Here is a 19,853-nt window from a genome sequence, read left to right on the forward strand (position 1 = left end):
TGAACCTTACACAAATACCGGATCTGCACTTTACGGATGACGGTTGCGCACTAAACCCGCAAAATGCAACGATTCCGACAACGCCTGCGGGCGTTGTCGACCCAATTCTTTTGCCAACAGACCGGGCCTGCTGACTTTATGCGAATGCGCCTTATGTTACTGGGCGGCGGAAATGCCCTTGGGCAGGCGCTGATTCGCCTCGGTGCGGAAGAAGACATCGGTTTTCTTGCCCCCCGCCCCCCCGAAGACGGCTGGGATGCCGCGAGCCTGACGCAGCTGCTGGACGACACTCGACCGGACGCCTTGATCAACCTGGCGTACTACTTCGACTGGTTCCAGGCTGAGACCGTCAGCGAGCAGCGCCTGGCCAGCCAGGAGCGCGCTGTCGAGCGGCTGGCCGAATTGTGCCAGCATCACAACATCATTTTGCTGCAACCGTCGAGCTATCGCGTGTTTGATGGATCCCGCGCTACGGCGTACAGCGAAAAGGACGAACCTGTGCCCTTGGGGCTGCGCGGGCAGGCGTTGTGGCGGATTGAGCAGAGCGTGCGCGCCACCTGTCCACAACATGTGCTGTTGCGTTTCGGCTGGCTGCTGGACGACAGCGCCGACGGCATCCTGGGACGTTTCCTGGCCCGGGCCGAACAACCCGAAGACCTGCTGTTGGCCGACGACCGTCGGGGCAATCCGACGCCGGTGGACGACGCGGCGCGGGTGATCATCTCGGTGCTCAAGCAACTCGATTGCGCCGCGCCGTTGTGGGGCACCTACCACTATGCCGGGCATGAAGCGACCACGCCGCTGGCGCTGGGGCAGGCGATCCTCACCGAAGCCCGGGCCCTGCATCCCCTGGCAATCGAATCGCCTACCCCCCAGGCACACGCCGCACGGCCGGACGCCGCGGAAGAACCGCAGCATGCGGTGCTGGCCTGCAAGAAAATTCTGCACACGTTCGGGATCAAGCCCCGCGCCTGGCGCGCTGCACTCCCGGGCTTACTGGATAGGTTTTATCGTCATGGCTGAAGGTCCTGTTTTAATCACCGGCGGCGCTGGTTTCATTGGTTCGCACCTGACCGACGCCTTGCTTGCCAAGGGCCATTCGGTGCGCATCCTCGATGACCTGTCCACCGGCAAGCGCAGTAACCTGCCGCTGGACAACCCTCTGGTTGAACTGATCGAAGGCGACGTGGCCAATGCGGCGCTGGTAGCCCGGGCCGTGGCCGGTTGCAGCGCCGTGGCGCACCTGGCAGCAGTGGCTTCGGTGCAGGCCTCGGTGGACGATCCGGTGCGTACGCACCAGAGCAATTTCATCGGCACCCTCAATGTCTGCGAAGCCATGCGCCAGGCCGGGGTGAAGCGGGTGCTGTTCGCCTCCAGCGCAGCGGTCTATGGCAACAACGGCGAAGGTGAGTCCATCGACGAAGACACGCCCAAGGCTCCGCTCACGCCATATGCTTCGGACAAGCTGGCCAGCGAGTTCTACCTGGACTTCTACCGCCGCCAGCACGCACTGGAGCCGGTGGTGTTCCGCTTCTTCAACATCTACGGCCCGCGCCAGGATCCGTCCTCGCCCTATTCCGGGGTCATCAGCATCTTCAGCGAACGGGCACAGAAAGGCCTGCCGATCACGGTGTTCGGCGACGGCGAGCAGACCCGGGATTTTGTCTACGTCGAAGACCTGGTGGACCTGTTGGTGCAGGCTATCGAAACACCTGAGGTGCAAGTGGGCGCGGTGAACGTCGGCTGGAACCAGGCCACGACCCTCAAGCAATTGCTCCAGGCCCTGGCCACGGTGGTGGGCGATCTGCCGCCGATCAGCTACGGCCCGGCGCGCTCCGGCGACATCCGCCATTCCCGGGCTGACAATCGCCGGCTGTTGGAGCGCTTCAGCTTTCCACAACAGACGCCGATGAGCGTGGGGCTGGCGCGGCTGCTGGGACGCTGAATCCTACGCCACCAAAAACTGTGGGAGCGAGCCTGCTCGCGATAGCGGTTTGTCAGCTGGCATCAATGCCGGCTGATCCAACGCAATCGCGAGCAGGCTCGCTCCCACAGGTTTTTTCTTACTCTCAAGAATGAGTTAGAACTTGTAACCCAACCCCACCATGTAGATCCAAGGGTCCACATCGACATTCACCTTGGCCCGGGTACCGCTGGCCACGGCGTTGTTGTCCACATAGGCGGTGGTGTCGATGTCGATGTAGCGAATCTGGCCGTTGACCATGATGTTGTCGGTCAGCATGTAGTCGGCGCCCACTTGCCACGCCATGCCCCAACTGTTGCTCGCCCGGAAGTTGCTGAAGCCGTTGGCGCTGGCTTCGCTGCCGACGTGTTCATCGTAGATCCAGGTGTAGTTGATGCCGGCGCCGACGTAAGGCTGGAAGGCCGACGTGGCGTCGAGCGGGTAGTAGACCAGGCTCAGGGTTGGCGGCAGGTGCTTGAGGGTACCGAGCTTGTTGTTGGCCGCACCCAGGGCGGTGCCTTTGATCTTCACATCGTGCTCGAACGGCGATGCGGCCAGCAGTTCGATGCCCAGGTTGTTGGTGATCATGTAGGCGAAGTTCAGGCCTAGCTGTGTGTCGCTGCTCATGGTTGCCTTGCCGCCCAGGTCGGCGCCGGCCAGCGGGCCACGATCGACCTTGACGCTGGAACTGTCGGCTTCCGGGTTGACGGTGATGGCGCCGGCGCGAACGATGATGTCGCCAGCGGTATGAGCCTGGGCGAGCGGGGAGGCGAGCGCGAGGGCCACGAGGGAAGCGCTGAGCAGAGACTTTTGCATGGGGGCTCCAGAGGGCATCTAAAATTGATGTCTCATGGTACGCAGCGCTCTAGGGCGGTCTTTTGACTCAGCTCAATGAGTCTGGGTCTATTAATTGACTCAGCTCAATAAAATGATGATGAGGAAATCTTGAGGGCCCCATCGCGAGCAGGCTCGCTCCCACATTGGACCGGATTCCTTCTGAAGCAACTCGGTCAACTGTGGGAGCGAGCCTGCTCGCGATAGCTATTCCATTGCCAACACATCACCACCAGATTCACTCCGGCAGCTCATACACATAAATCTTCTCAGCCGCCATCTGATACCCGGCATCGGCCAGTTCACTGGTGGACGGCTTGACCTGCATCGGCCCTTCGACCCAGTACGGCTGGTACAACTCGTCGAGCTTGACCCCGATTTCACTTTTCACATGCACGATCTGATTCGACGGCGGTGGCGGTACGTGGATGCAAGCGCCGAAATACGGCACCAGCAAAAAGTCCGTGGTGCGGCCTTCTTCGCTGACTTCCAGCGGCACGATGTAACCCGGCAAACGAATCTGCTGGCCGTCGAGTTCCTTGACCACCGGCGCGTTGGGCAGATCCTGCTTGGCCGCGGGGGCCGCTTCGGCGGCCAGGGCATCGCTCATCTGCGACAGGTCGTGCAGCGGCGTCATGTTCGGCACTTCCGGCGGTGCGTCCGGCGGGATCATTTCCTGCCACGACAAGTCCCTCGGTTCGGCCGCCCACAGCGGTAGGGCGACCGTCATCAACAGCGCAAGCAAAGCGCGGGGCATCTTCAACGTCCTCATAAACGGATCGACAGGCCATCGGCCAACGATTGGCGATAGGCGCGCCAGGCCGGCACGCTGCCCATCAGTAGAGCGGCGACCAGAATGCCAGCCATCAGCGTCCATTCATATTCGCTCGGCCAGGCCAAGGGCAGATACAACCCATAGGCCGACTGCACATAACCCTGCGCGGCGGCGATGCCGATGTACAGCAGGGCCAGCCCGGCGGCGACCCCGGCCAACGCCAGGGCGAAGGCTTCGAGCACCAGCAGGGTCGCGATGTGCCACGGCCGCGCGCCCACCGAGCGCAGGATCGCCATCTCCCGCCGCCGCTCGTTGAGGCTGGTGAGAATCGCCGTGAGCATGCCGATCAGACCGGTCAGCACCACGAACAGCGAAATCACGAACAAGGCTTTTTCCGCCGTGCCCATCAGGCTCCATAACTCCTGCAACGCCACGCCGGGCAGGATCGCCAGCAACGGCTCGCCGCGGAACTCGTTGATCTCGCGCTGCAGGGCGAAGGTGGAAATCTTGCTGTTGAGGCCAAGCATGAACGCGGTGATCGCCTTGGGCGTCAGGTCCATGTTGCGGGCCTGGTCGGCGCTGATGCGGCCCTTGCCCTGGGCCGGCACACCGTTTTTCCAGTCGATGTGGATCGCTTCCATGCCGCCGAGGCTGATGTGCAGCGTGCGGTCCACCGGGGTGCCGGTGCGCTTGAGAATACCGACCACGGTGAAGGGCTTGTCATCGTGCTTGACCAGGCTGACCACCGCTACGCCGTGGGCCAGCACCAGTTTGTCGCCCAGCGTGTAATGCAGCGCCTCGGCCACTTCGGCGCCGAGCACCACTTCGAATGGATCGGTGGCGAAGGCGCGGCCCTCGGCCAGCGCCAGGTGTTGCCGGCGACCGTATTGGTAATGCTCGAAGTAGGCCTCGGTCGTGCCCATCACCCGGTAGCCGCGATGGGAATCGCCCAGGGACATGGGGATCGCCCACTTCACTTTCGGGTTGCTGGCGAACTGCTCGAAGCTGTCCCAGCGGATGTTGTTGGTGGCGTTGCCGATGCGAAACACCGAATACAGCAGCAGGTTCACCGAACCCGAGCGGGCACCGACGATCAGGTCGGTGCCACTGATGGTGCTGGCGAAACTGGCCCGCGCCTCGGTGCGTACCCGCTCTACCGCCAGCAGCAGGCACACCGAAAGGGCGATGGCGAATGCGGTGAGGATCGCGGTGAAACGGCGGTTCGCCAGGCTGGCCATGGCAAGACGGAACAAATACATCTCAGACCTCGAGTGGCGTGGCGGCGCGATTGAGATCGGCCAGCGAGAGGTTGCGGTCGAACAGCGGCGCCAGGCTCTGGTCATGGCTGACGAACAGCAGGCTCGATCCGGCCTCGCGGCATTCAGCGAACAGCAGCCGCAGGAAGTTTTCCCGGGCGTCGTAGTCCAGTGCCGAGGTGGGTTCGTCGGCGATCACCAGTTCCGGCTGGCCGATCAATGCCCGGGCGGCTGCTACCCGTTGCTGCTGGCCGATGGACAGCGAGTCGGCGCGGCGCCCAAGCAGATTCGTGTCGGTCAGGCCCAAGTGCGCCAGCAGCGTGGCAGCAGCTTGATCGACGCTGCCGTGACGCTGGATCGCCCGTTGCGCACGCAGTTTCGAGAAGTGACAGGGCAGTTCAACGTTCTCGCGCACCGAGAGAAACGGCAGCAGGTTGAATTGCTGGAAGATGTAGCCGGTGTGGTCGACGCGAAAGCGGTCACGGGCCCCGGCGCCCAGTTCGGTGAGTTCCTGGCCGAGCAGGCGAATGCTGCCCCGGTCCGGTGTCTGCACACCGCCCAGCAGCCCCAGCAGCGTGGTCTTGCCGCTGCCGCTGGGGCCTTTGAGAAACAGCGTCTCACCGGCCTCCAGGCGAAACGCCGGGATATCCAGCAAGGGTGGATGTCCGGGCCAGCTGAAGCCCAGGTCGGACAGCTCGATGAGTGCTTGAGTCATGTTTGCGGGTTCAAAAGATGAATACCTGTGGGAATACCGGTGGGAGCAAAGCTTGCTCGCGATGAGGCCGTCACATTCAACTTGGGTGTCGACAATAGAACCGCCATCGCGAGCAAGCTTTGCTCCCACCAGGCTCGCTCCCACATTGGTTTTGCGGTCAATCAGAACTTCAGGGTGGGTGCCTTGGCCGTCACTTCCACGCCTTGCTGGCCGCTCGGGCTGATCAGTTGTACCTGAATTTTCTGGGTGGCCGGGAAGGTTTTGAACAGGGTCGCCAGGTCCAGGTTTTTCAACTCGCCCGGGGTGGCGCAGGTGAACTGGTAGTGGGCATGGATTTCACTGTGTTCGCCGTGGTGTTCGTCGCCATGCTCATCTTCGTCGTGGTCATCGTGGTCCGGTTCATCGCCAAACAGCGGACTCTCCAGTTCCTGCTGGGCCACGGTGCATTTGGCGGCGGCGGGCAGGCTGAACAGCGCCAGCGGCTTGTCCAGTTGCGCACGCACGGCGGCGACCTTGGCCTTGTCGGCATCGCTGGTGGCGGCGTGTTCGAAGCCCACCAGGTTCATCGCTGGGCTTTCCAGCTCCAGTTCCAGGGTTTGGCCATCCAGGGCGGCATTCAGCCGGCCGACACCGTGTTCATGGGCGCCGAGGCTGCCGTGCTCGTGATCATGATCGTGGTCATGCTCGACCGCCGCATGGGCGACAGCCAAGGGCAGCAGGGCGAACGGCAGGGCGAGAAGCAGACGGCGCATGACGAGTCTCCAGATAAAATGAGTGTTCTGTTATGTAATCTTATAACGAAAGTGCGCAGAGTTTGACCGGCTGCTTGGCGTCGCGCAAGGCCCATGGGAGCATGGGCACATGAAATTTTCAGGAGCACGGTAATGTTGCGGATACGCGGAACCGTCGGTGATTGGCCGGTAGACTTGTCGATCGACATGGATGAGGGCGACTGGGCGCAGCTCGGCGCGCAGTTGCAAACGGTCAGGCCCGATAACACGGCGACGGCTGCGGCCAGGCCGGCCAACCAGGACGATGCCTTGTGGCAGATCGCCAGGGAATTGCTGCGCAAGGCCGGGCAACTGAGCGGTCCGGACCTGCTGGAACAGCTCGAAGGCCTGACCGGCAGCGCCCCGGCCGGCAAACGCCTGTTAGTGCGCTTGCGCCATAGTCCGGACGTGAAAGTCATCAGCGGCGGCGATACACCGCTCTACAGTTGGCACGCAGATTGAGCCGCAAGCCCCAAGCTGAAACGAATCGCCGCTTGCAGCTCGAAGCTTGCAGCTTGCAACGGCTCCTCTAGTACAACGCCGCAAACAGCTTGCGGCGATAGGTCGTCACCAGCGGATGGTCGTTGCCCAGCAATTCGAAGACTTGCAGCAACGTCTTGTGGGGTAGGCCTTCGCTGTAGCTGCGGTTGCGGATGAACAGCTTGAGCAGCGCGTCGAGGGCCGGCTCGTACTGCTGGCGGGCCAATTGCTGGATTGCCAGTTGATACACCGCTTCGTCGTCCTGCGGATCTTTCGCCAGGCGGGCCTTGAGATCGGCGGCGTCCGGCAGATCCTTGGCCAGGCCGAGGAACTGGATCTGCGCCTTGGCCCCGGCCAGCGCGGCCTTGTGCTCGTCGCTTTTCACCGCGTCGAGCACGGTTTGTGCCTCAGTCAGCTCACCGCGCTCGGTCAGGCAGCGGGCATACAGGATCAGCGCCTTGGCGTTGGTATTGTCTTCCCCCAGCAGTGCAGTGAGCACGGCCTCGGCATCAGCGAAACGCCCCTCGTCGAACAGCGCCTGGGCCTGTTCAAACGGGTCGGCGGCGGCCGGAGGCGGCATCTGTACATGAGGTTCGAGCATCGCCCGCACGGCGGACTCCGGCTGGGCGCCGGCGAAACCGTCGACGGGCTGGCCGTCCTTGAACAGCACCACGGTAGGCAAGCTGCGAATGCCGAAGCGGGCGACGATGTCCTGCTCGATGTCGCAGTTGACCTTGGCCAGCAGCAGTTCGCCCTGATAGCTCTCGGCAATGCCTTGCAGCATCGGCATCAACGCCTTGCACGGTGCGCACCACTCGGCCCAGAAATCCACCAGCACCGGTTTGTGAAAAGAGTTGGCGATCACCGACTGGTCGAAGTCGGCGGTGGTGGCGTCGAAGATGTACGGGGTGTCCTGGGTCATGGGGAATCTCGTAGAACGCTTGAATGGGGCAACTATACGGCTTGGTGGGGGGCGGCTGAAAGCGGGGGGTTGCGGTGCCTTATCGCGAGCAGGCTCGCTCCCACATGGGATTTGTGATGAACACACATTTTGTATTCGACACAAAACCCTGTGGGAGCAAGCTTGCTCGCGATGCTCTTGAGGCTAACGCCGCGCGTGGTACAGGCTCACATGCCGAAACTCCTCGGGCTCGGCCAGATCCGGCAAGGTCATGGCTTCGAGCATTTCGATGCGCCGGTACAGCGGATGCTGGAAATCCCGCACCCGGGAGTCGGCCACCAGGGCCTCGCGGCCGCGACTGAGGAACTGGTCGAGCAACGGCAGGTTGGCGCGGTCGTAAAGCACATCCGCCACCAGGATCAGGTCGAAGCGATCGTCCTCGGCGAAAAAATCCTCCGAGTACCCAAGCGTTACGTCATTGAGCAGGGCATTGGCCTGGCACGCAGCAAGCGCCAGAGGATCCAGATCACAGGCCACCACCTCCAGCGCCCCGGCCTTGAGCGCCGCAATACCCGCCACGCCGGAACCGGCGCCGAAGTCCAGCACTCGCTTGCCTGCGACCCAATGCGGCTGTTCGACCAGATAGCGTGCCATGGCCAGGCCGCTGGCCCAGCAGAAGCTCCAGTAAGGTGGTTCGTGGAGAATGCGCCGGGTTTCTTCCGGGCTGAACGCGCGGTCCATGTTATCGCCGTCGATCAGCCACAATTTCAGCTCAGTCTCAGGCAGCGGGCAAGCCACTAGACGCGCGTCTCCAAGCAACTGGCCCAACGCGTGCTGCAGGTCTTGCGGTGAATTCATGGCGCTTTGACAAATTGCAGCGCGCCCAGCGCCTGGGTGGTCGGCTGGCTGATGCGTTGCTCCGGCAGATGCAGGATCAACTGGCCCGACTGGCTGGCGCGGCCGCGCAGTTCCACGCGGGCGCCAACCGGGAAGGCTTCGGGGTTGAAGCGCAGGCGAAAGGGCAGCGCCTGGTTGGTGCCGATCAGGCTGGAGCTGGCGAGCAATTGTTGCGGACGGTCCTTGTCATCGATCACCAGCAGTGCCAGTTCGACCTCGGCCCCGGCCGGTATCCCTTGCAGGGTGCCGCTCAACTCCCGCTGGTGCGCCGGTAGCGGCCCCAGTTCGGCGGCCTGGCGGGCTTTTTCCTGGGCTTGTTTCGGCGCAGGGGCCTTGGCCGGGGCGGGGGCATCGGGTTTGGGGGCGTCGCTGCTGCACGCCATCAGCAGGCTGAATAGACTGAGCAAAACGAGCGATCGTAGCGGCATGTGTGGCTCCAGCAAGGTAAATTCCAGGGGGCTGACGGTAACCCCGTCTGTATACCGTAAACCCTATGGCTTGTCTTGCCAGTGGGATGCGCTACCATGGCCCTCCCTTTTTTTGTTGCCTGCCACCATGCACTGTCCCTTCTGCGGTGCCAACGACACCAAGGTCATCGACTCGCGACTGGTCGCCGAGGGCGAACAGGTCCGCCGCCGGCGCGAATGCCTGGCCTGCGGCGAGCGTTTCACGACGTTCGAGACCGCTGAACTGGTGTTGCCGCGCCTGATCAAGACCGACGGCAGCCGTCAGCCGTTCGACGAAGACAAACTGCGCGCTGGCATGCAGCGCGCCCTGGAAAAACGCCCGGTGAGCGTCGAGCGCCTGGAAGCGGCGCTGGTGCACATCAAGCACAAGCTGCGGGCCACTGGCGAACGCGAGGTCAAATCCCTGGTGGTCGGTGAACTGGTGATGGCCGAGCTGCAGAAGCTCGATGAAGTCGCCTACATCCGTTTCGCCTCGGTCTATCGCCGTTTCCAGGACTTGAACGAATTTCGCGAAGAAATCGACCGCCTGGCCCGCGAACCGGTGAAAGAATGACCAGCCCGGCGCAGCAGGCGGTCCTCGACGCCCAACACATGGCCCGTGCCCTGGAATTGGCGCGGCGCGGTCACTACACCACGCATCCCAATCCCCGGGTAGGTTGCGTGATCGTGCGTGACGGTCAGGTTGTCGGCGAAGGCTGGCACATTCGCACCGGCGAACCCCATGCCGAAGTCCATGCCCTGCGCGCCGCCGGTGAACAGGCTCGGGGCGCCACGGCTTACGTGACCCTCGAACCCTGTAGTCATCACGGGCATACGCCGCCCTGTGCCGATGCGTTGGTCAATGCCGGCGTGGCGCGGGTGGTGGCGGCGATGCAGGACCCGAACCCGGAAGTCGCCGGGCGCGGCCTGCAGCGGCTGGCCCAGGCCGGTATCGCCACCGAAAGCGGCGTGCTGGAAGGCGAAGCCCGCAAGCTCAATGAAGGTTTTCTCAAACGCATGGAACACGGCTTGCCGTTCGTGCGGGTCAAGCTTGCCATGAGCCTCGATGGCCGTACCGCCATGGAAAGCGGCGAAAGCCAGTGGATCACAGGTACCGCTGCACGTTCGGCGGTGCAACGCCTGCGCGCCCAGGCCAGTGTGGTGCTGACCGGTGCCGATACGGTGCTGGCCGACAACGCCCGGCTGACCGTGCGCGCCGATGAACTGGGCCTGGATGCACAGCAGACCGCGCTGATCATGAGTCGTCCGCCGTTGCGGGTACTGGTGGACGGTCGTCTGCGCGTGCCGTTGGACGCACCTTTCTTCAAGGCCGGCCCGGCGCTGGTCGCTACCTGCATGGCGGTGGAAGAACAATACGCCAATGGCCCAGAATGCATGATCGTGGCGGGCGACGATGGCCAGGTCGATCTGCGTCGCCTGCTGATGGAGCTGGCGGGCCGCGGCGTCAATGAAGTGCTGGTGGAAGCCGGCCCACGCCTGGCGGGGGCTTTTGCCCGGCAAGGATTGGTGGATGAGTTCCAGATTTTCATCGCCGGCAAGTTCCTTGGTTCTTCGGCACGACCGTTACTGGATTGGCCGCTGGCGCAGATGAAAGATGCCCCGGAGCTGAAAATCACCGAAATCCGTGCCGTGGGCGATGACTGGCGAGTCATCGCCGTTCCCGTTTCGCAGGCCCGCGTATAATTCCCGGCTTTCGCTCAAGCGGCGGCCCGTTCTCGAGGAGGACTCCATGTTTACCGGCATCATCGAATCCATCGGCAGCATCCGTGCACTGACCCCCAAGGGCGGCGACGTGCGGGTTCATGTCGAAACCGGCAAGCTCGACCTGAGCGACGTCAAACTGGGCGACAGCATCGCGGTAAACGGCGTGTGCCTGACCGCCGTCGAACTGCCGGGCAATGGTTTCCTGGCGGACGTCAGCCGCGAAACCCTCGACTGCACCGCCATGAACGATCTCAAGAGCGGCAGCCCGGTCAACCTGGAAAAAGCCCTGACCCCTACCACCCGCCTGGGCGGACATCTGGTCAGTGGCCATGTCGACGGCGTGGGTGAAGTGGTTGCGCGCAGCGATAACGCCCGGGCCGTGGAGTTTCGCATCCGCGCCCCGAAAGAGCTGGCCAAGTACATCGCCCATAAAGGCTCGATCACCGTCGATGGCACCAGCCTGACGGTCAATGCGGTGGATGGCGCCGAGTTCCTGCTGACCATCATTCCGCACACCTTGAGCGAAACCATCATGGCCTCGTATCGGCCCGGTCGCCGGGTCAACCTGGAGGTTGACCTGCTGGCCCGTTATCTGGAGCGCCTGCTGTTGGGTGACAAGGCAGCAACGCCTGCAGCCGGTAACATCACTGAAAGCTTTCTGGCCGCCAACGGCTACCTCAAATCCTGACCCAAGGGGGTGCCGCGTGGCGCTCAATAGCATCGAAGAACTGGTTGAAGACATCCGCCAAGGCAAGATGGTCATCCTCATGGATGACGAAGACCGCGAGAACGAAGGCGACCTGATCATGGCCGCCGAGTGCTGCAAGGCCGAACACATCAACTTCATGGCCAAGCACGCCCGTGGCCTGATCTGCATGCCCATGACCCGCGAGCGCTGCGAGCTCTTGAAGCTGCCATTGATGGCGCCGCGCAACGGTTCCGGCTTCGGCACCAAGTTCACCGTGTCCATCGAGGCCGCCGAGGGCGTGACCACCGGTATCTCCGCCGCTGACCGTGCCCGCACTGTGCAGGCTGCCGCCGCGAAAGACGCCAAGGCCGAAGACATTGTCAGCCCCGGCCACATCTTCCCGCTGATGGCCCAGGCCGGCGGCACCCTGGCCCGTGCCGGCCACACCGAAGCGGCGTGCGACCTGGCGCGCATGGCCGGTTTTGAAGCCAGCGGCGTGATCTGCGAAGTCATGAACGACGACGGCACCATGTCCCGTCGCGCGGAACTGGAAGCCTTTGCCGCCGAACACAACATCAAGATCGGCACCATCGCTGACCTGATCCACTACCGGATGATCCACGAACGTACCGTTCAGCGGATTGCCGAGCAGCCGCTGGACAGCGAACTGGGCCAGTTCAATCTGGTGACCTACCGCGACTCGGTGGAAGGTGACGTGCACATGGCGCTGACCCTGGGCACCGTGTGCGCCGAAGAACCGACCCTGGTGCGCGTGCATAACATGGACCCGCTGCGCGACCTGCTGATGGTCAAGCAGCCCGGCCGCTGGAGCCTGCGGGCCGCCATGGCCGCGGTGGCCGAGGCCGGCAGCGGCGTGGTCCTGCTGCTCGGACACCCGCTCGATGGCGACGTGTTGCTGGCGCACATCCGTGAAACCGGCGATAACACCATCGTGAAAAAACCGACCACCTACAGCATCGTCGGCGCCGGTTCGCAGATCCTGCGGGACCTGGGCGTACGAAAAATGCGCCTGATGAGCGCACCGATGAAATTTAATGCGATATCCGGTTTCGACCTGGAAGTTGTAGAATACGTGCCCTCCGAATAATGGCCCGGGATTTCCGGCTCAGTATTCGCGGCTAATATCACTAAGGAGCGCGTATTCGAACGCGCTCTGGCTCTTTAAGAGATCTGACGAATGACCCTGAAGACCATCGAAGGTACCTTCATCGCCCCTCAAGGCCGCTACGCTCTGGTAGTGGGCCGTTTCAACAGCTTCGTGGTTGAGAGCCTGGTTGGCGGTGCGGTCGATGCCCTGGTTCGCCATGGCGTGAGCGAAAGCGACATCACCATCATCCGTGCGCCTGGCGCCTTCGAAATTCCGCTGGTTGCGCAGAAAGTCGCTCAAAAGGGCGAATATGCGGCGATCATCGCCCTGGGCGCGGTCATTCGTGGCGGTACTCCGCACTTCGAATACGTGGCCGGCGAATGCACCAAGGGCCTGGCCCAGGTGTCCATGGAATTCGGCGTGCCGGTCGCCTTCGGCGTGCTGACCGTTGATTCCATCGAGCAAGCCATTGAACGTTCCGGCACCAAGGCCGGTAACAAAGGCGCCGAAGCTGCCCTGTCCGCCCTGGAAATGGTCAGCCTGCTGGCGCAGTTGGAGGCCAAGTGATTAGCGACGAAAGCGATCGTTTCAACCCGCGCGATCCCAAGCCAGCCGATGCCGGCAAGCCTTCGAAGAGCGTCAAGCGTCGCGAAGCCCGTCAGCTCGCGACCCAGGCGCTGTATCAATGGCACATGGCCAAGCAATCGCTGAACGAGATCGAAGCGCAGTTTCGGGTCGACAACGACTTCAGTGACGTTGATGGCGCGTACTTCCGCGAGATCCTGCATGGCGTCCCGGCCCACAAGACCGAAATCGACATTGCCCTGGCTCCTTGCCTGGACCTGACCATCGAAGAGCTGGACCCGGTTGAACTGGCCGTGTTGCGCTTGTCCACCTGGGAGCTGATGCAGCGCGTCGACGTTCCGTACCGCGTAGTGATCAACGAAGGGATCGAGCTGGCGAAAGTCTTCGGGTCCACCGATGGGCACAAGTTCGTCAACGGTGTACTCGACAAGCTGGCCCCGCGTCTGCGTGAAGCTGAAGTGAAGGCGTTCAAGCGCTGACCGGCGTTTGCAGCGACTATGGGCGAATTTGAGCTGATCCGTCATTACTTCGCCGCCGCGTCTTGCGCGCAGGGCGGCGAGGGCGTTGCGCTCGGGATCGGCGACGACTGCGCCTTGCTGGCCGTTCCACCCGGGGAGCAGTTGGCGGTGTCCACCGATACCCTTGTGGCCGGTGTGCATTTTCCAGACCCTTGCGACCCGTTCCTGCTCGGCCAGCGCTCGCTGGCCGTGGCGGTCAGTGACCTGGCCGCCATGGGCGCTACTCCTTTTGCATTTACCCTGGCCCTGACCTTGCCGACGGTGACCGCCGATTGGTTGCAAGCCTATGCCCGTGGTTTGAACCAGATGGCCCAGGCGTGTGATGTCGCGCTGGTGGGCGGTGATACTACGCGTGGGCCGTTGAGCATGACCCTGACGGTGTTCGGTCGCGTGCCGTGCGGCCAGGCCCTGACTCGCGGCGGCGCGCAGCCTGGTGATTGGCTATGTGTCGGTGGCGAGTTGGGCAATGGCGCTGGCGCATTGCCGCTCGTGCTGGGGCAGCGCACCGCCGAACCTGATATCGCCGAGCCGCTGCTGGCGCATTATTGGTCGCCACGCCCGCAAATCGACCTCGGCCTGGCGCTGCGGGGCAAGGCTGGCGCGGCGATGGATATCTCTGATGGCCTGCTGGCCGATTGCGGGCATATCGCCCTGGCGTCAGGTGTGGCGTTGCACGTTGAACGTGACCGCCTGCCATTGTCCAAGGCTTTGGTAGCGTTCCTGGGCCGAGCGAATGCCGCGCACGCCGCGTTGAGCGGTGGTGACGATTACGTGTTGCTATTCACCTTGCCATCTGTCCGACTGATGGCGTTGCAGGCCGAGGGCTGGCCGATCCATGTGATCGGTCGCGTGGTGGCCGGGCAAGGTGTTGCGCTGCTCGACAGCGATGGACACGACATCACCCCGAAGATCCGGGGCTATCAACATTTTCGGGAGACACCGTGACAGATCATCCCAACCAGGTCCCGGCGGAATTCGTTCCGCCCTCGGTCTGGCGTAATCCCTGGCATTTCCTCGCGTTCGGCTTCGGTTCGGGCACTTTACCTAAAGCTCCGGGCACCTGGGGCTCGCTGGTTGCGCTACCCTTTATACCGTTGTGGCAGATGTTGCCGGACTGGGGCTACTGGCTGATGCTCGGCATCACCATGCTGTTCGGCTTCTGGCTGTGCGGCAAGGTGGCGGATGACCTGCGGGTGCACGATCATGAGGGCATCGTCTGGGACGAAATGGTCGGCATGTGGATTACCCTGTGGCTGGTGCCTGAAGGATGGTATTGGCTGTTGGCGGGTTTTCTGATGTTCCGCTTCTTCGATATCCTCAAGCCATGGCCGATCCGCTGGATCGACCGCAAGGTGCATGGAGGCGTAGGCATCATGCTTGACGATGTATTGGCCGGTGTCTTCGCCTGGCTGGCGATGCAAGGATTGGTGTGGTGTTTCTCCTGAGGGATTCAGGCATGGGCGCAAGCCGCGCACTCTTACTGCTGTTGTGTCTGGTGGGCTGCTTCGGCGCGCGGGCGGCCGAGCCGACGGCGCTGCCCGACAAGGTGCGCGCGGCCAGCGAGGAATGGGCGGATTACTCCCAGGCTGATGGCAAGGGCATGGCGTGGGACATCTTGCGTGAAGTGTTCGAGCCCGCAGGCGTGAGGCTGGAAACCCGCAGCGTGCCGTACACCCGTTCAATCGGGCTGGTGCAGCGCGGTGAGGTCGATGTGCAGGTGGGCGCTTATCTCGATGAGTCGGAGGGGGTGCTTTATCCTCAATGGCACTACGATGTCGATCACATCTACGCCTTGGGGCTGGCCTCCAAACCGTCTCCTACATTGGCAACGGTCGGCAACTATCGGCTGGTGTGGATGCGTGGCTACGAATACGACAGCTACCTGCCTAACATCCGCAAATTCAACGAAATTCACCGTGCCGTGGGCATCCTGCCGATGCTGGTCCATGATCGCGCCGATTTTTATATCGATGCGTTGATGGAAATCGAGAACGTACTTGCCAAGGCCGAGAATCCACAGCAATTCAAACTTTCGCCGCTGATCAATCTGCCGCTCTATCTGGGGTTTGCCAACACCGAAAACGGTCGGGTGCTACGGGGCCTGTTTGACCGGCGCATGGCTGAGCTGGTGAAGAACGGTCGACTGAAGCCGATTTTTGCACGCTGGAAACAACCCTATCCCTTCGACGAGCACGGCAGGCCACCAAAGCCGTAATCAATCTTTTCGATGTTTATGGCCGATAATTCAGCCTGAGCGTCGGTCGGGACGTGCTGTTACAATGCCCGCCTCTGCGAATCTCCAGTAATAGATCAGGAGCACACCGGTGCCTGTCGTTTTTGTTGCCGCTTCCAAGCTGCCAACGCCTTTTGCGCAATTCACCATGCATGGTTTTCTCGATGAAGCCACTGGCCGCGAGCACGTCGTGCTGAGCCTGGGTGATTTCGCCGACGGTGCCCCGGTACTGGGCCGCCTGCACTCTGAATGCCTGACGGGCGATGCCTTGTTCAGCCAGCGCTGTGATTGCGGCTCGCAACTTGAGGCCGCGCTGCGGGCCATTGCCCGCGAAGGGCGTGGCGTGCTGCTTTACTTGCGCCAGGAAGGCCGCGGCATTGGCCTGCTGAACAAGATTCGCGCCTATGAGCTGCAAGATGGCGGCGCCGACACGGTCGAAGCCAACGAGCGCCTGGGGTTTGCGGCCGACCTGCGTGACTACAGCATCTGCCTGCCGATGCTCGAGCATCTGGGCGTCAAGTCGCTGCGCTTGATGACCAACAACCCGCGCAAGGTCAAGGCGATGTCCGATATGGGCATCGTGGTGGCCGAACGCGTGCCACTGCACACCGGGCACAACCCCCACAACAAGCTTTACCTGGCGACCAAGGCCAGCAAGCTCGACCACATGATGGGCAACGAGCACCAGGGCGAGGTTGATCGGGCGTGACGCGCGGTCAGGTTCGGCGGCGACTGTCCGTCAGTTGGTGGCAATACCTGGCGCTGGCCTTGCTGCCGCTGTTCGTGATCAACGCGGTATTCGGCCAGGGCGAAGCGATTCTGCCGGTGCTGGCGATGCCGCTGTTTATCGCTGGCGTGGCCTCCATGTTCGTCAGCCTGCGCTTCTTTGGCGCTTACAAACACGCTTTGATCGCCACCCAAAAAGCCCTCGACACCCCCGAAGAGCCTCAAGCCTGGATCGCCTTGGCGGCCCGGCGGCGTGTGGCCTTTCTCGCTGCTGGCCTGCCGGCCTGGATCGGCGCCCTGGCGGTGTTCGTGGGCCTGGAAGCGGTGCCGTTGATGCTGCTGGCATTGTCCACGACGGTCTTGTTCTACCTGTATCGCATCCCGCGTCAGCTCGGTTGATGATCCGCTGGCTGGCGGTCCTGCTGTTGGCCGTCAGCGCCTCGACGGTGGCGGCCCAGCGTGTGGTCAGCCTGGCTCCGTCCCTGTCTGAAATCGTGGTTGAACTGGACTCCGCCGATCTGCTGGTGGGCGTGTTGGATGGCGGCGATCGGCCCTTGGCGTTGAAAGACCTGCCTTCTGTGGGGCGTTATGGGCAATTGGACATGGAGCGCTTGCTCAGTCTCAGGCCCGATCTACTCCTGCTCTGGCCCGGCAGTGTCGGCCACGCCCAGCGCCGGCAGCTCAAGGGATTGAAGATTCCTGTCTACGTCGCCGAACCCCACAGTCTCGACCAGCTCATCACCCAAATCGAAGCCATCGCCACGCAACTCGGCCGCCCGGAACGGGGCGTGGAGCGAGCGGCGCAGTTGCGCGGGCGTCTTGAGGCGTTGCGTCAGCGCTACCGGCGCGACACGCCGTTGCCGGTGTTCTATCAGGTCTGGGACCGGCCGCTGTACACCGTTGGCGGCGAGCAGATCATCAGTGATGCGCTGGCGGTTTGCGGGGCGCGCAATGTGTTTGCCGACCTGACCTTGCCGGCGCCGCAGGTGAGTGTGGAGTCAGTGTTGCAGCGCAATCCGCAGATCATCCTGGCCACGGACCAGGCCCAGCTCGACGCGTGGAAAGCCTGGCCGCAGCTGGCGGCGGTGGCGCAGGGGCGGCTGCTGTTGGTCAGTGACAAGGGGCTGGAGCGACCCAGTGGGCAGATGATCGAGGCGACGGCGCGGTTGTGCGGGCTAATTGCGCCGGACAGATAAACCGCGGTGCTCCCAATCGCGAGCAGGCTCGTTCCCACAGGGATTTGTGGCACCGCTGATTTTGTACTCACATCGGATCAAATTGTGGGAGCGAGCCTGCTCGCGATGAGGTCAGTCCCGGCACCACAATCTCTGGATCAGAGCGCCGGCGTCCAGGTTACCCCAAACAACCAGGCCCGGCCTTCCTCACGATACCCATACTGCCCACCTTCATGGCTATACAGCGCCCGGCTGTAGCCCTTGTCCAGCAGGTTATCGACCTTCATCTCCAGCTTCACCTCGCGGTTCAACGTCCAACTGCCGCGCGCAGGGCGTATCCGCCCAGGGCATTGCGGTTGTTCTCATCGTCGTAGCTGCTGCTCACCGCTTGCCAGGTGGCGCCCAGGCTCAAGCGGTCAAACTGGCGGTCCAGGTCCAGGCTCAAGGTCCGGCGGGCGCGGCGGGCCAGGGTGTGGCCGCTGTCGCGGTCCCGTGGGTCGATGATGGCCAGGCCCAAATTGCCCTGCCAGCCGAATAACTCTTGGCTTAGGGCTGCTTCGAAACCGTTGATTCGTGCCGAGGCGACGTTTTGTGGGCGTGAATTGCTGCCGAAAATAATCGCGTCTTCCAGGTCCGTGCGGTACAGCGAAGTCTCCAGGCGGGCGCTGTCGCTCAGTTGGCTGCGCCATTGCAGTTCGTAACTTTTTGCGGTTTCGGGCGCAAGGTCCGGGTTACTGAAGTCCGGGTAGTACAGGTCGTTGAAGGTCGGTGCGCGGAAGCTTTCGCTGTAGGTCAGCAGTACATCATTGTCCGGATTCACCGGCAGGGTGAACGTGCCGCTCCAACTATTCTGGGCGCCGAATTGCTGGTTCTGGTCGCGGCGCACGCCCAGTTCGGTGGAGAACGTTTCGCCCCGGAAACGATGCTGGATAAACGCCGCACGGTTCCAGCGGCTGTCTTCGTCATACGGCGTGCTGCTGTTGATCCGATCCTCATACCAATCACCACCGACGATCAGGCTGTTGCGATCGTCCAGCGTTACATCGTTCTGCCAGGTCAGCGAGTCGCGGTAGGTGTTGAACACTTCCCGGACATCACTGAGCTTGTCGAAGGTTTTTTCGCGGTTTTCGCTGTGGCCCAGTTCCAGGCGCGATTTCCACGCGTCGTTGATGCGCCCATCGACATAAGTGCTGAAACTGCTTACCGCAAATTCACTGTAGGGCTGCTGGGGCAACGACTCGAAGGTGTTCGGGTCGAAGCGGCCGAACGGGTTGTCGTATTCGCTTTTGCCGCGGTTATCCAGCAGGTTCAGGCCCACTTCCAGGTCAGCGTTGAGCTCATGACTCAAGCTCAGGCTCAAGGACTGGTTGCGGTTGGCATCAAGGTCACGGTCGCTGGCGTAGGACTCATGGGTGCGATTGGTCCCGTCGCTTTCATCCAGGCTGGCGCCGAGGCTGAAGCGTGTTCGATCATCACCGCCGGACAGGCCCAGGCTGCGCTCCCAGGTCTGGTGGCTGCCGAAACCCAGGTGCAAGAGCGGTTGCAGGCCTTGTTCGTTACCGCGACGGGTGAAGATCTGGATCACCCCGCCCACCGCGTCGGCGCCGTAGATCACTGAGCGCGAACCGCGCAGCACTTCCACCCGTTCGATCTGGTTGATGTTCAGGCGTTGCAAGTTGCTGTCGCCGGAGGTGGAGTTGCCGATGCGCTGGCCGTCCACCAGCACCAGGCTCTGGGCCGATTTGGTGCCGCGAATGTAAATAAATCCCCGGCAGGCTGCCACGCCCGCCCAGCGGCGCCACCTGAACCCCCGGCACACGGCTGAGCAGGTCGGTCACGCTGGCCGGTTGCAGGCGTTCGATGTCGTCACGGGTGAATACCGTGTTGGCGGCGCTACTGTCGTTGCGGGCCTCGACCTGGCGGTTGGCGCTGATGACCACGTCGGGGAGCTTGAGGGCCTGGTCGCGTTCGAAGGTGTCGGCCAGCAGCTCGGTGGTTGGTAGCAGTGAGAAGGTCAGGGCGAGGCGCAGTTTCATGGGTGTTCCGAGAAATATGGCT

The 19,853-nt window shown here is 62.7% G+C and carries 23 protein-coding genes and 1 pseudogene; 15 read left to right on the top strand and 9 right to left on the bottom strand.

Annotated elements, in window-relative coordinates:
* The first annotated feature begins 138 nt into the window (after positions 1-138).
* On the top strand, positions 139-1,023 hold the full coding sequence (locus tag CRX69_RS07330; RefSeq protein ID WP_076386543.1) for a sugar nucleotide-binding protein: 885 nt from the start codon (positions 139-141) through the stop codon (positions 1,021-1,023).
* Positions 1,016-1,945: an NAD-dependent epimerase/dehydratase family protein gene (locus tag CRX69_RS07335; RefSeq protein ID WP_076383450.1), complete on the top strand. Its 930-nt coding sequence runs from the start codon at positions 1,016-1,018 to the stop codon at positions 1,943-1,945. Before CRX69_RS07330 ends, CRX69_RS07335 begins: the two co-directional genes overlap by 8 nt.
* 135 nt (positions 1,946-2,080) lie before the next feature.
* Here the strand turns inward: CRX69_RS07335 and CRX69_RS07340 are convergent, their stop codons facing one another.
* The 5 genes from CRX69_RS07340 to CRX69_RS07360 form a co-directional block, all read right to left on the bottom strand.
* Complete coding sequence (locus CRX69_RS07340) at positions 2,081-2,779, bottom strand: OmpW/AlkL family protein (protein WP_107321784.1); 699 nt, start codon at positions 2,777-2,779, stop codon at positions 2,081-2,083.
* Positions 2,780-3,035: 256 nt separating this feature from the next.
* A complete protein-coding gene (locus tag CRX69_RS07345) occupies positions 3,036-3,554 on the bottom strand; it encodes a DUF3299 domain-containing protein (RefSeq protein WP_047229754.1) in 519 nt (172 codons plus the stop codon).
* Positions 3,555-3,565: 11 nt separating this feature from the next.
* Positions 3,566-4,831, bottom strand: a complete 1,266-nt coding sequence (locus CRX69_RS07350; RefSeq protein WP_047229753.1) for an ABC transporter permease — start codon at positions 4,829-4,831, stop codon at positions 3,566-3,568.
* 1 nt (position 4,832) lies between these two features.
* A complete protein-coding gene (locus tag CRX69_RS07355) occupies positions 4,833-5,543 on the bottom strand; it encodes an ABC transporter ATP-binding protein (RefSeq protein ID WP_076383452.1) in 711 nt (236 codons plus the stop codon).
* Positions 5,544-5,704: 161 nt separating this feature from the next.
* A complete protein-coding gene (locus CRX69_RS07360; protein WP_076383453.1) occupies positions 5,705-6,295 on the bottom strand; it encodes a DUF2796 domain-containing protein in 591 nt (196 codons plus the stop codon).
* Positions 6,296-6,427: 132 nt separating this feature from the next.
* On the opposite strand from CRX69_RS07360, the gene CRX69_RS07365 reads away from it, so the two are divergent.
* Positions 6,428-6,775, top strand: coding sequence for a hypothetical protein (locus tag CRX69_RS07365; protein ID WP_047229750.1), 348 nt, complete (start codon positions 6,428-6,430; stop codon positions 6,773-6,775).
* 67 nt (positions 6,776-6,842) lie between these two features.
* Here CRX69_RS07365 and trxA read toward each other — a convergent pair whose 3' ends face one another.
* The 3 genes from trxA to CRX69_RS07380 form a co-directional block, all read right to left on the bottom strand.
* Positions 6,843-7,715 carry a thioredoxin gene (trxA, locus tag CRX69_RS07370; RefSeq protein ID WP_076383454.1) on the bottom strand — a complete coding sequence of 291 codons (873 nt, stop codon included), beginning with the start codon at positions 7,713-7,715 and terminating at the stop codon, positions 6,843-6,845.
* Between the two features lie 183 nt (positions 7,716-7,898).
* Complete coding sequence (locus CRX69_RS07375) at positions 7,899-8,552, bottom strand: class I SAM-dependent methyltransferase (RefSeq protein ID WP_076383455.1); 654 nt, start codon at positions 8,550-8,552, stop codon at positions 7,899-7,901.
* Positions 8,549-9,019, bottom strand: coding sequence for a YbaY family lipoprotein (locus tag CRX69_RS07380; RefSeq protein ID WP_107321785.1), 471 nt, complete (start codon positions 9,017-9,019; stop codon positions 8,549-8,551). The genes CRX69_RS07375 and CRX69_RS07380 overlap by 4 nt, the downstream gene beginning before the upstream one ends.
* A gap of 127 nt (positions 9,020-9,146) precedes the next feature.
* Here CRX69_RS07380 and nrdR point away from each other — a divergent pair, with 127 nt between their 5' ends.
* The 12 genes from nrdR to CRX69_RS07440 all read left to right on the top strand — a co-directional run bounded on the left by nrdR (position 9,147) and on the right by CRX69_RS07440 (position 17,816).
* The gene (nrdR, locus tag CRX69_RS07385) at positions 9,147-9,611 is read left to right on the top strand and encodes a transcriptional regulator NrdR (protein WP_024778359.1); all 465 of its coding nucleotides are present in this window, start codon (positions 9,147-9,149) and stop codon (positions 9,609-9,611) included.
* On the top strand, positions 9,608-10,741 hold the full coding sequence (gene ribD / locus CRX69_RS07390) for a bifunctional diaminohydroxyphosphoribosylaminopyrimidine deaminase/5-amino-6-(5-phosphoribosylamino)uracil reductase RibD (RefSeq protein WP_076383457.1): 1,134 nt from the start codon (positions 9,608-9,610) through the stop codon (positions 10,739-10,741). The genes nrdR and ribD overlap by 4 nt, the downstream gene beginning before the upstream one ends.
* 46 nt (positions 10,742-10,787) lie before the next feature.
* A complete protein-coding gene (locus CRX69_RS07395; protein ID WP_047229745.1) occupies positions 10,788-11,450 on the top strand; it encodes a riboflavin synthase in 663 nt (220 codons plus the stop codon).
* 16 nt (positions 11,451-11,466) lie between these two features.
* Positions 11,467-12,558: a bifunctional 3,4-dihydroxy-2-butanone-4-phosphate synthase/GTP cyclohydrolase II gene (gene ribBA / locus CRX69_RS07400; protein ID WP_076383459.1), complete on the top strand. Its 1,092-nt coding sequence runs from the start codon at positions 11,467-11,469 to the stop codon at positions 12,556-12,558.
* A 90-nt stretch (positions 12,559-12,648) separates the two neighbouring features.
* Positions 12,649-13,125, top strand: a complete 477-nt coding sequence (gene ribH / locus CRX69_RS07405) for a 6,7-dimethyl-8-ribityllumazine synthase (RefSeq protein ID WP_047229743.1) — start codon at positions 12,649-12,651, stop codon at positions 13,123-13,125.
* Positions 13,122-13,622 carry a transcription antitermination factor NusB gene (nusB, locus tag CRX69_RS07410; protein ID WP_047229742.1) on the top strand — a complete coding sequence of 167 codons (501 nt, stop codon included), beginning with the start codon at positions 13,122-13,124 and terminating at the stop codon, positions 13,620-13,622. The genes ribH and nusB overlap by 4 nt, the downstream gene beginning before the upstream one ends.
* Before the next feature lie 18 nt (positions 13,623-13,640).
* Entirely contained in the window at positions 13,641-14,606 is a 966-nt protein-coding gene (gene thiL / locus CRX69_RS07415) for a thiamine-phosphate kinase (protein ID WP_076383460.1), read from the top strand.
* Positions 14,603-15,106 carry a phosphatidylglycerophosphatase A family protein gene (locus CRX69_RS07420; protein ID WP_047229740.1) on the top strand — a complete coding sequence of 168 codons (504 nt, stop codon included), beginning with the start codon at positions 14,603-14,605 and terminating at the stop codon, positions 15,104-15,106. Before thiL ends, CRX69_RS07420 begins: the two co-directional genes overlap by 4 nt.
* Positions 15,107-15,117: 11 nt before the next feature.
* Positions 15,118-15,876 carry a substrate-binding periplasmic protein gene (locus tag CRX69_RS07425; RefSeq protein ID WP_076383461.1) on the top strand — a complete coding sequence of 253 codons (759 nt, stop codon included), beginning with the start codon at positions 15,118-15,120 and terminating at the stop codon, positions 15,874-15,876.
* Between the two features lie 109 nt (positions 15,877-15,985).
* Positions 15,986-16,603 (top strand): GTP cyclohydrolase II, encoded by a 618-nt coding sequence (ribA, locus tag CRX69_RS07430; RefSeq protein WP_047229738.1) that lies wholly within the window; start codon positions 15,986-15,988, stop codon positions 16,601-16,603.
* Positions 16,600-17,019 carry a hypothetical protein gene (locus CRX69_RS07435; protein WP_047229737.1) on the top strand — a complete coding sequence of 140 codons (420 nt, stop codon included), beginning with the start codon at positions 16,600-16,602 and terminating at the stop codon, positions 17,017-17,019. Before ribA ends, CRX69_RS07435 begins: the two co-directional genes overlap by 4 nt.
* The gene (locus CRX69_RS07440) at positions 17,019-17,816 is read left to right on the top strand and encodes a cobalamin-binding protein (RefSeq protein ID WP_107321786.1); all 798 of its coding nucleotides are present in this window, start codon (positions 17,019-17,021) and stop codon (positions 17,814-17,816) included. The genes CRX69_RS07435 and CRX69_RS07440 overlap by 1 nt, the downstream gene beginning before the upstream one ends.
* Positions 17,817-17,953: 137 nt before the next feature.
* Here CRX69_RS07440 and CRX69_RS07445 read toward each other — a convergent pair.
* Positions 17,954-19,831 (bottom strand): annotated as a pseudogene (locus CRX69_RS07445) (TonB-dependent receptor domain-containing protein).
* Positions 19,832-19,853 lie beyond the last annotated feature (22 nt).

It is taken from the genome of Pseudomonas rhizophila (genome assembly GCF_003033885.1).
Taxonomy (GTDB): Bacteria; Pseudomonadota; Gammaproteobacteria; order Pseudomonadales; family Pseudomonadaceae; genus Aquipseudomonas; species Aquipseudomonas rhizophila.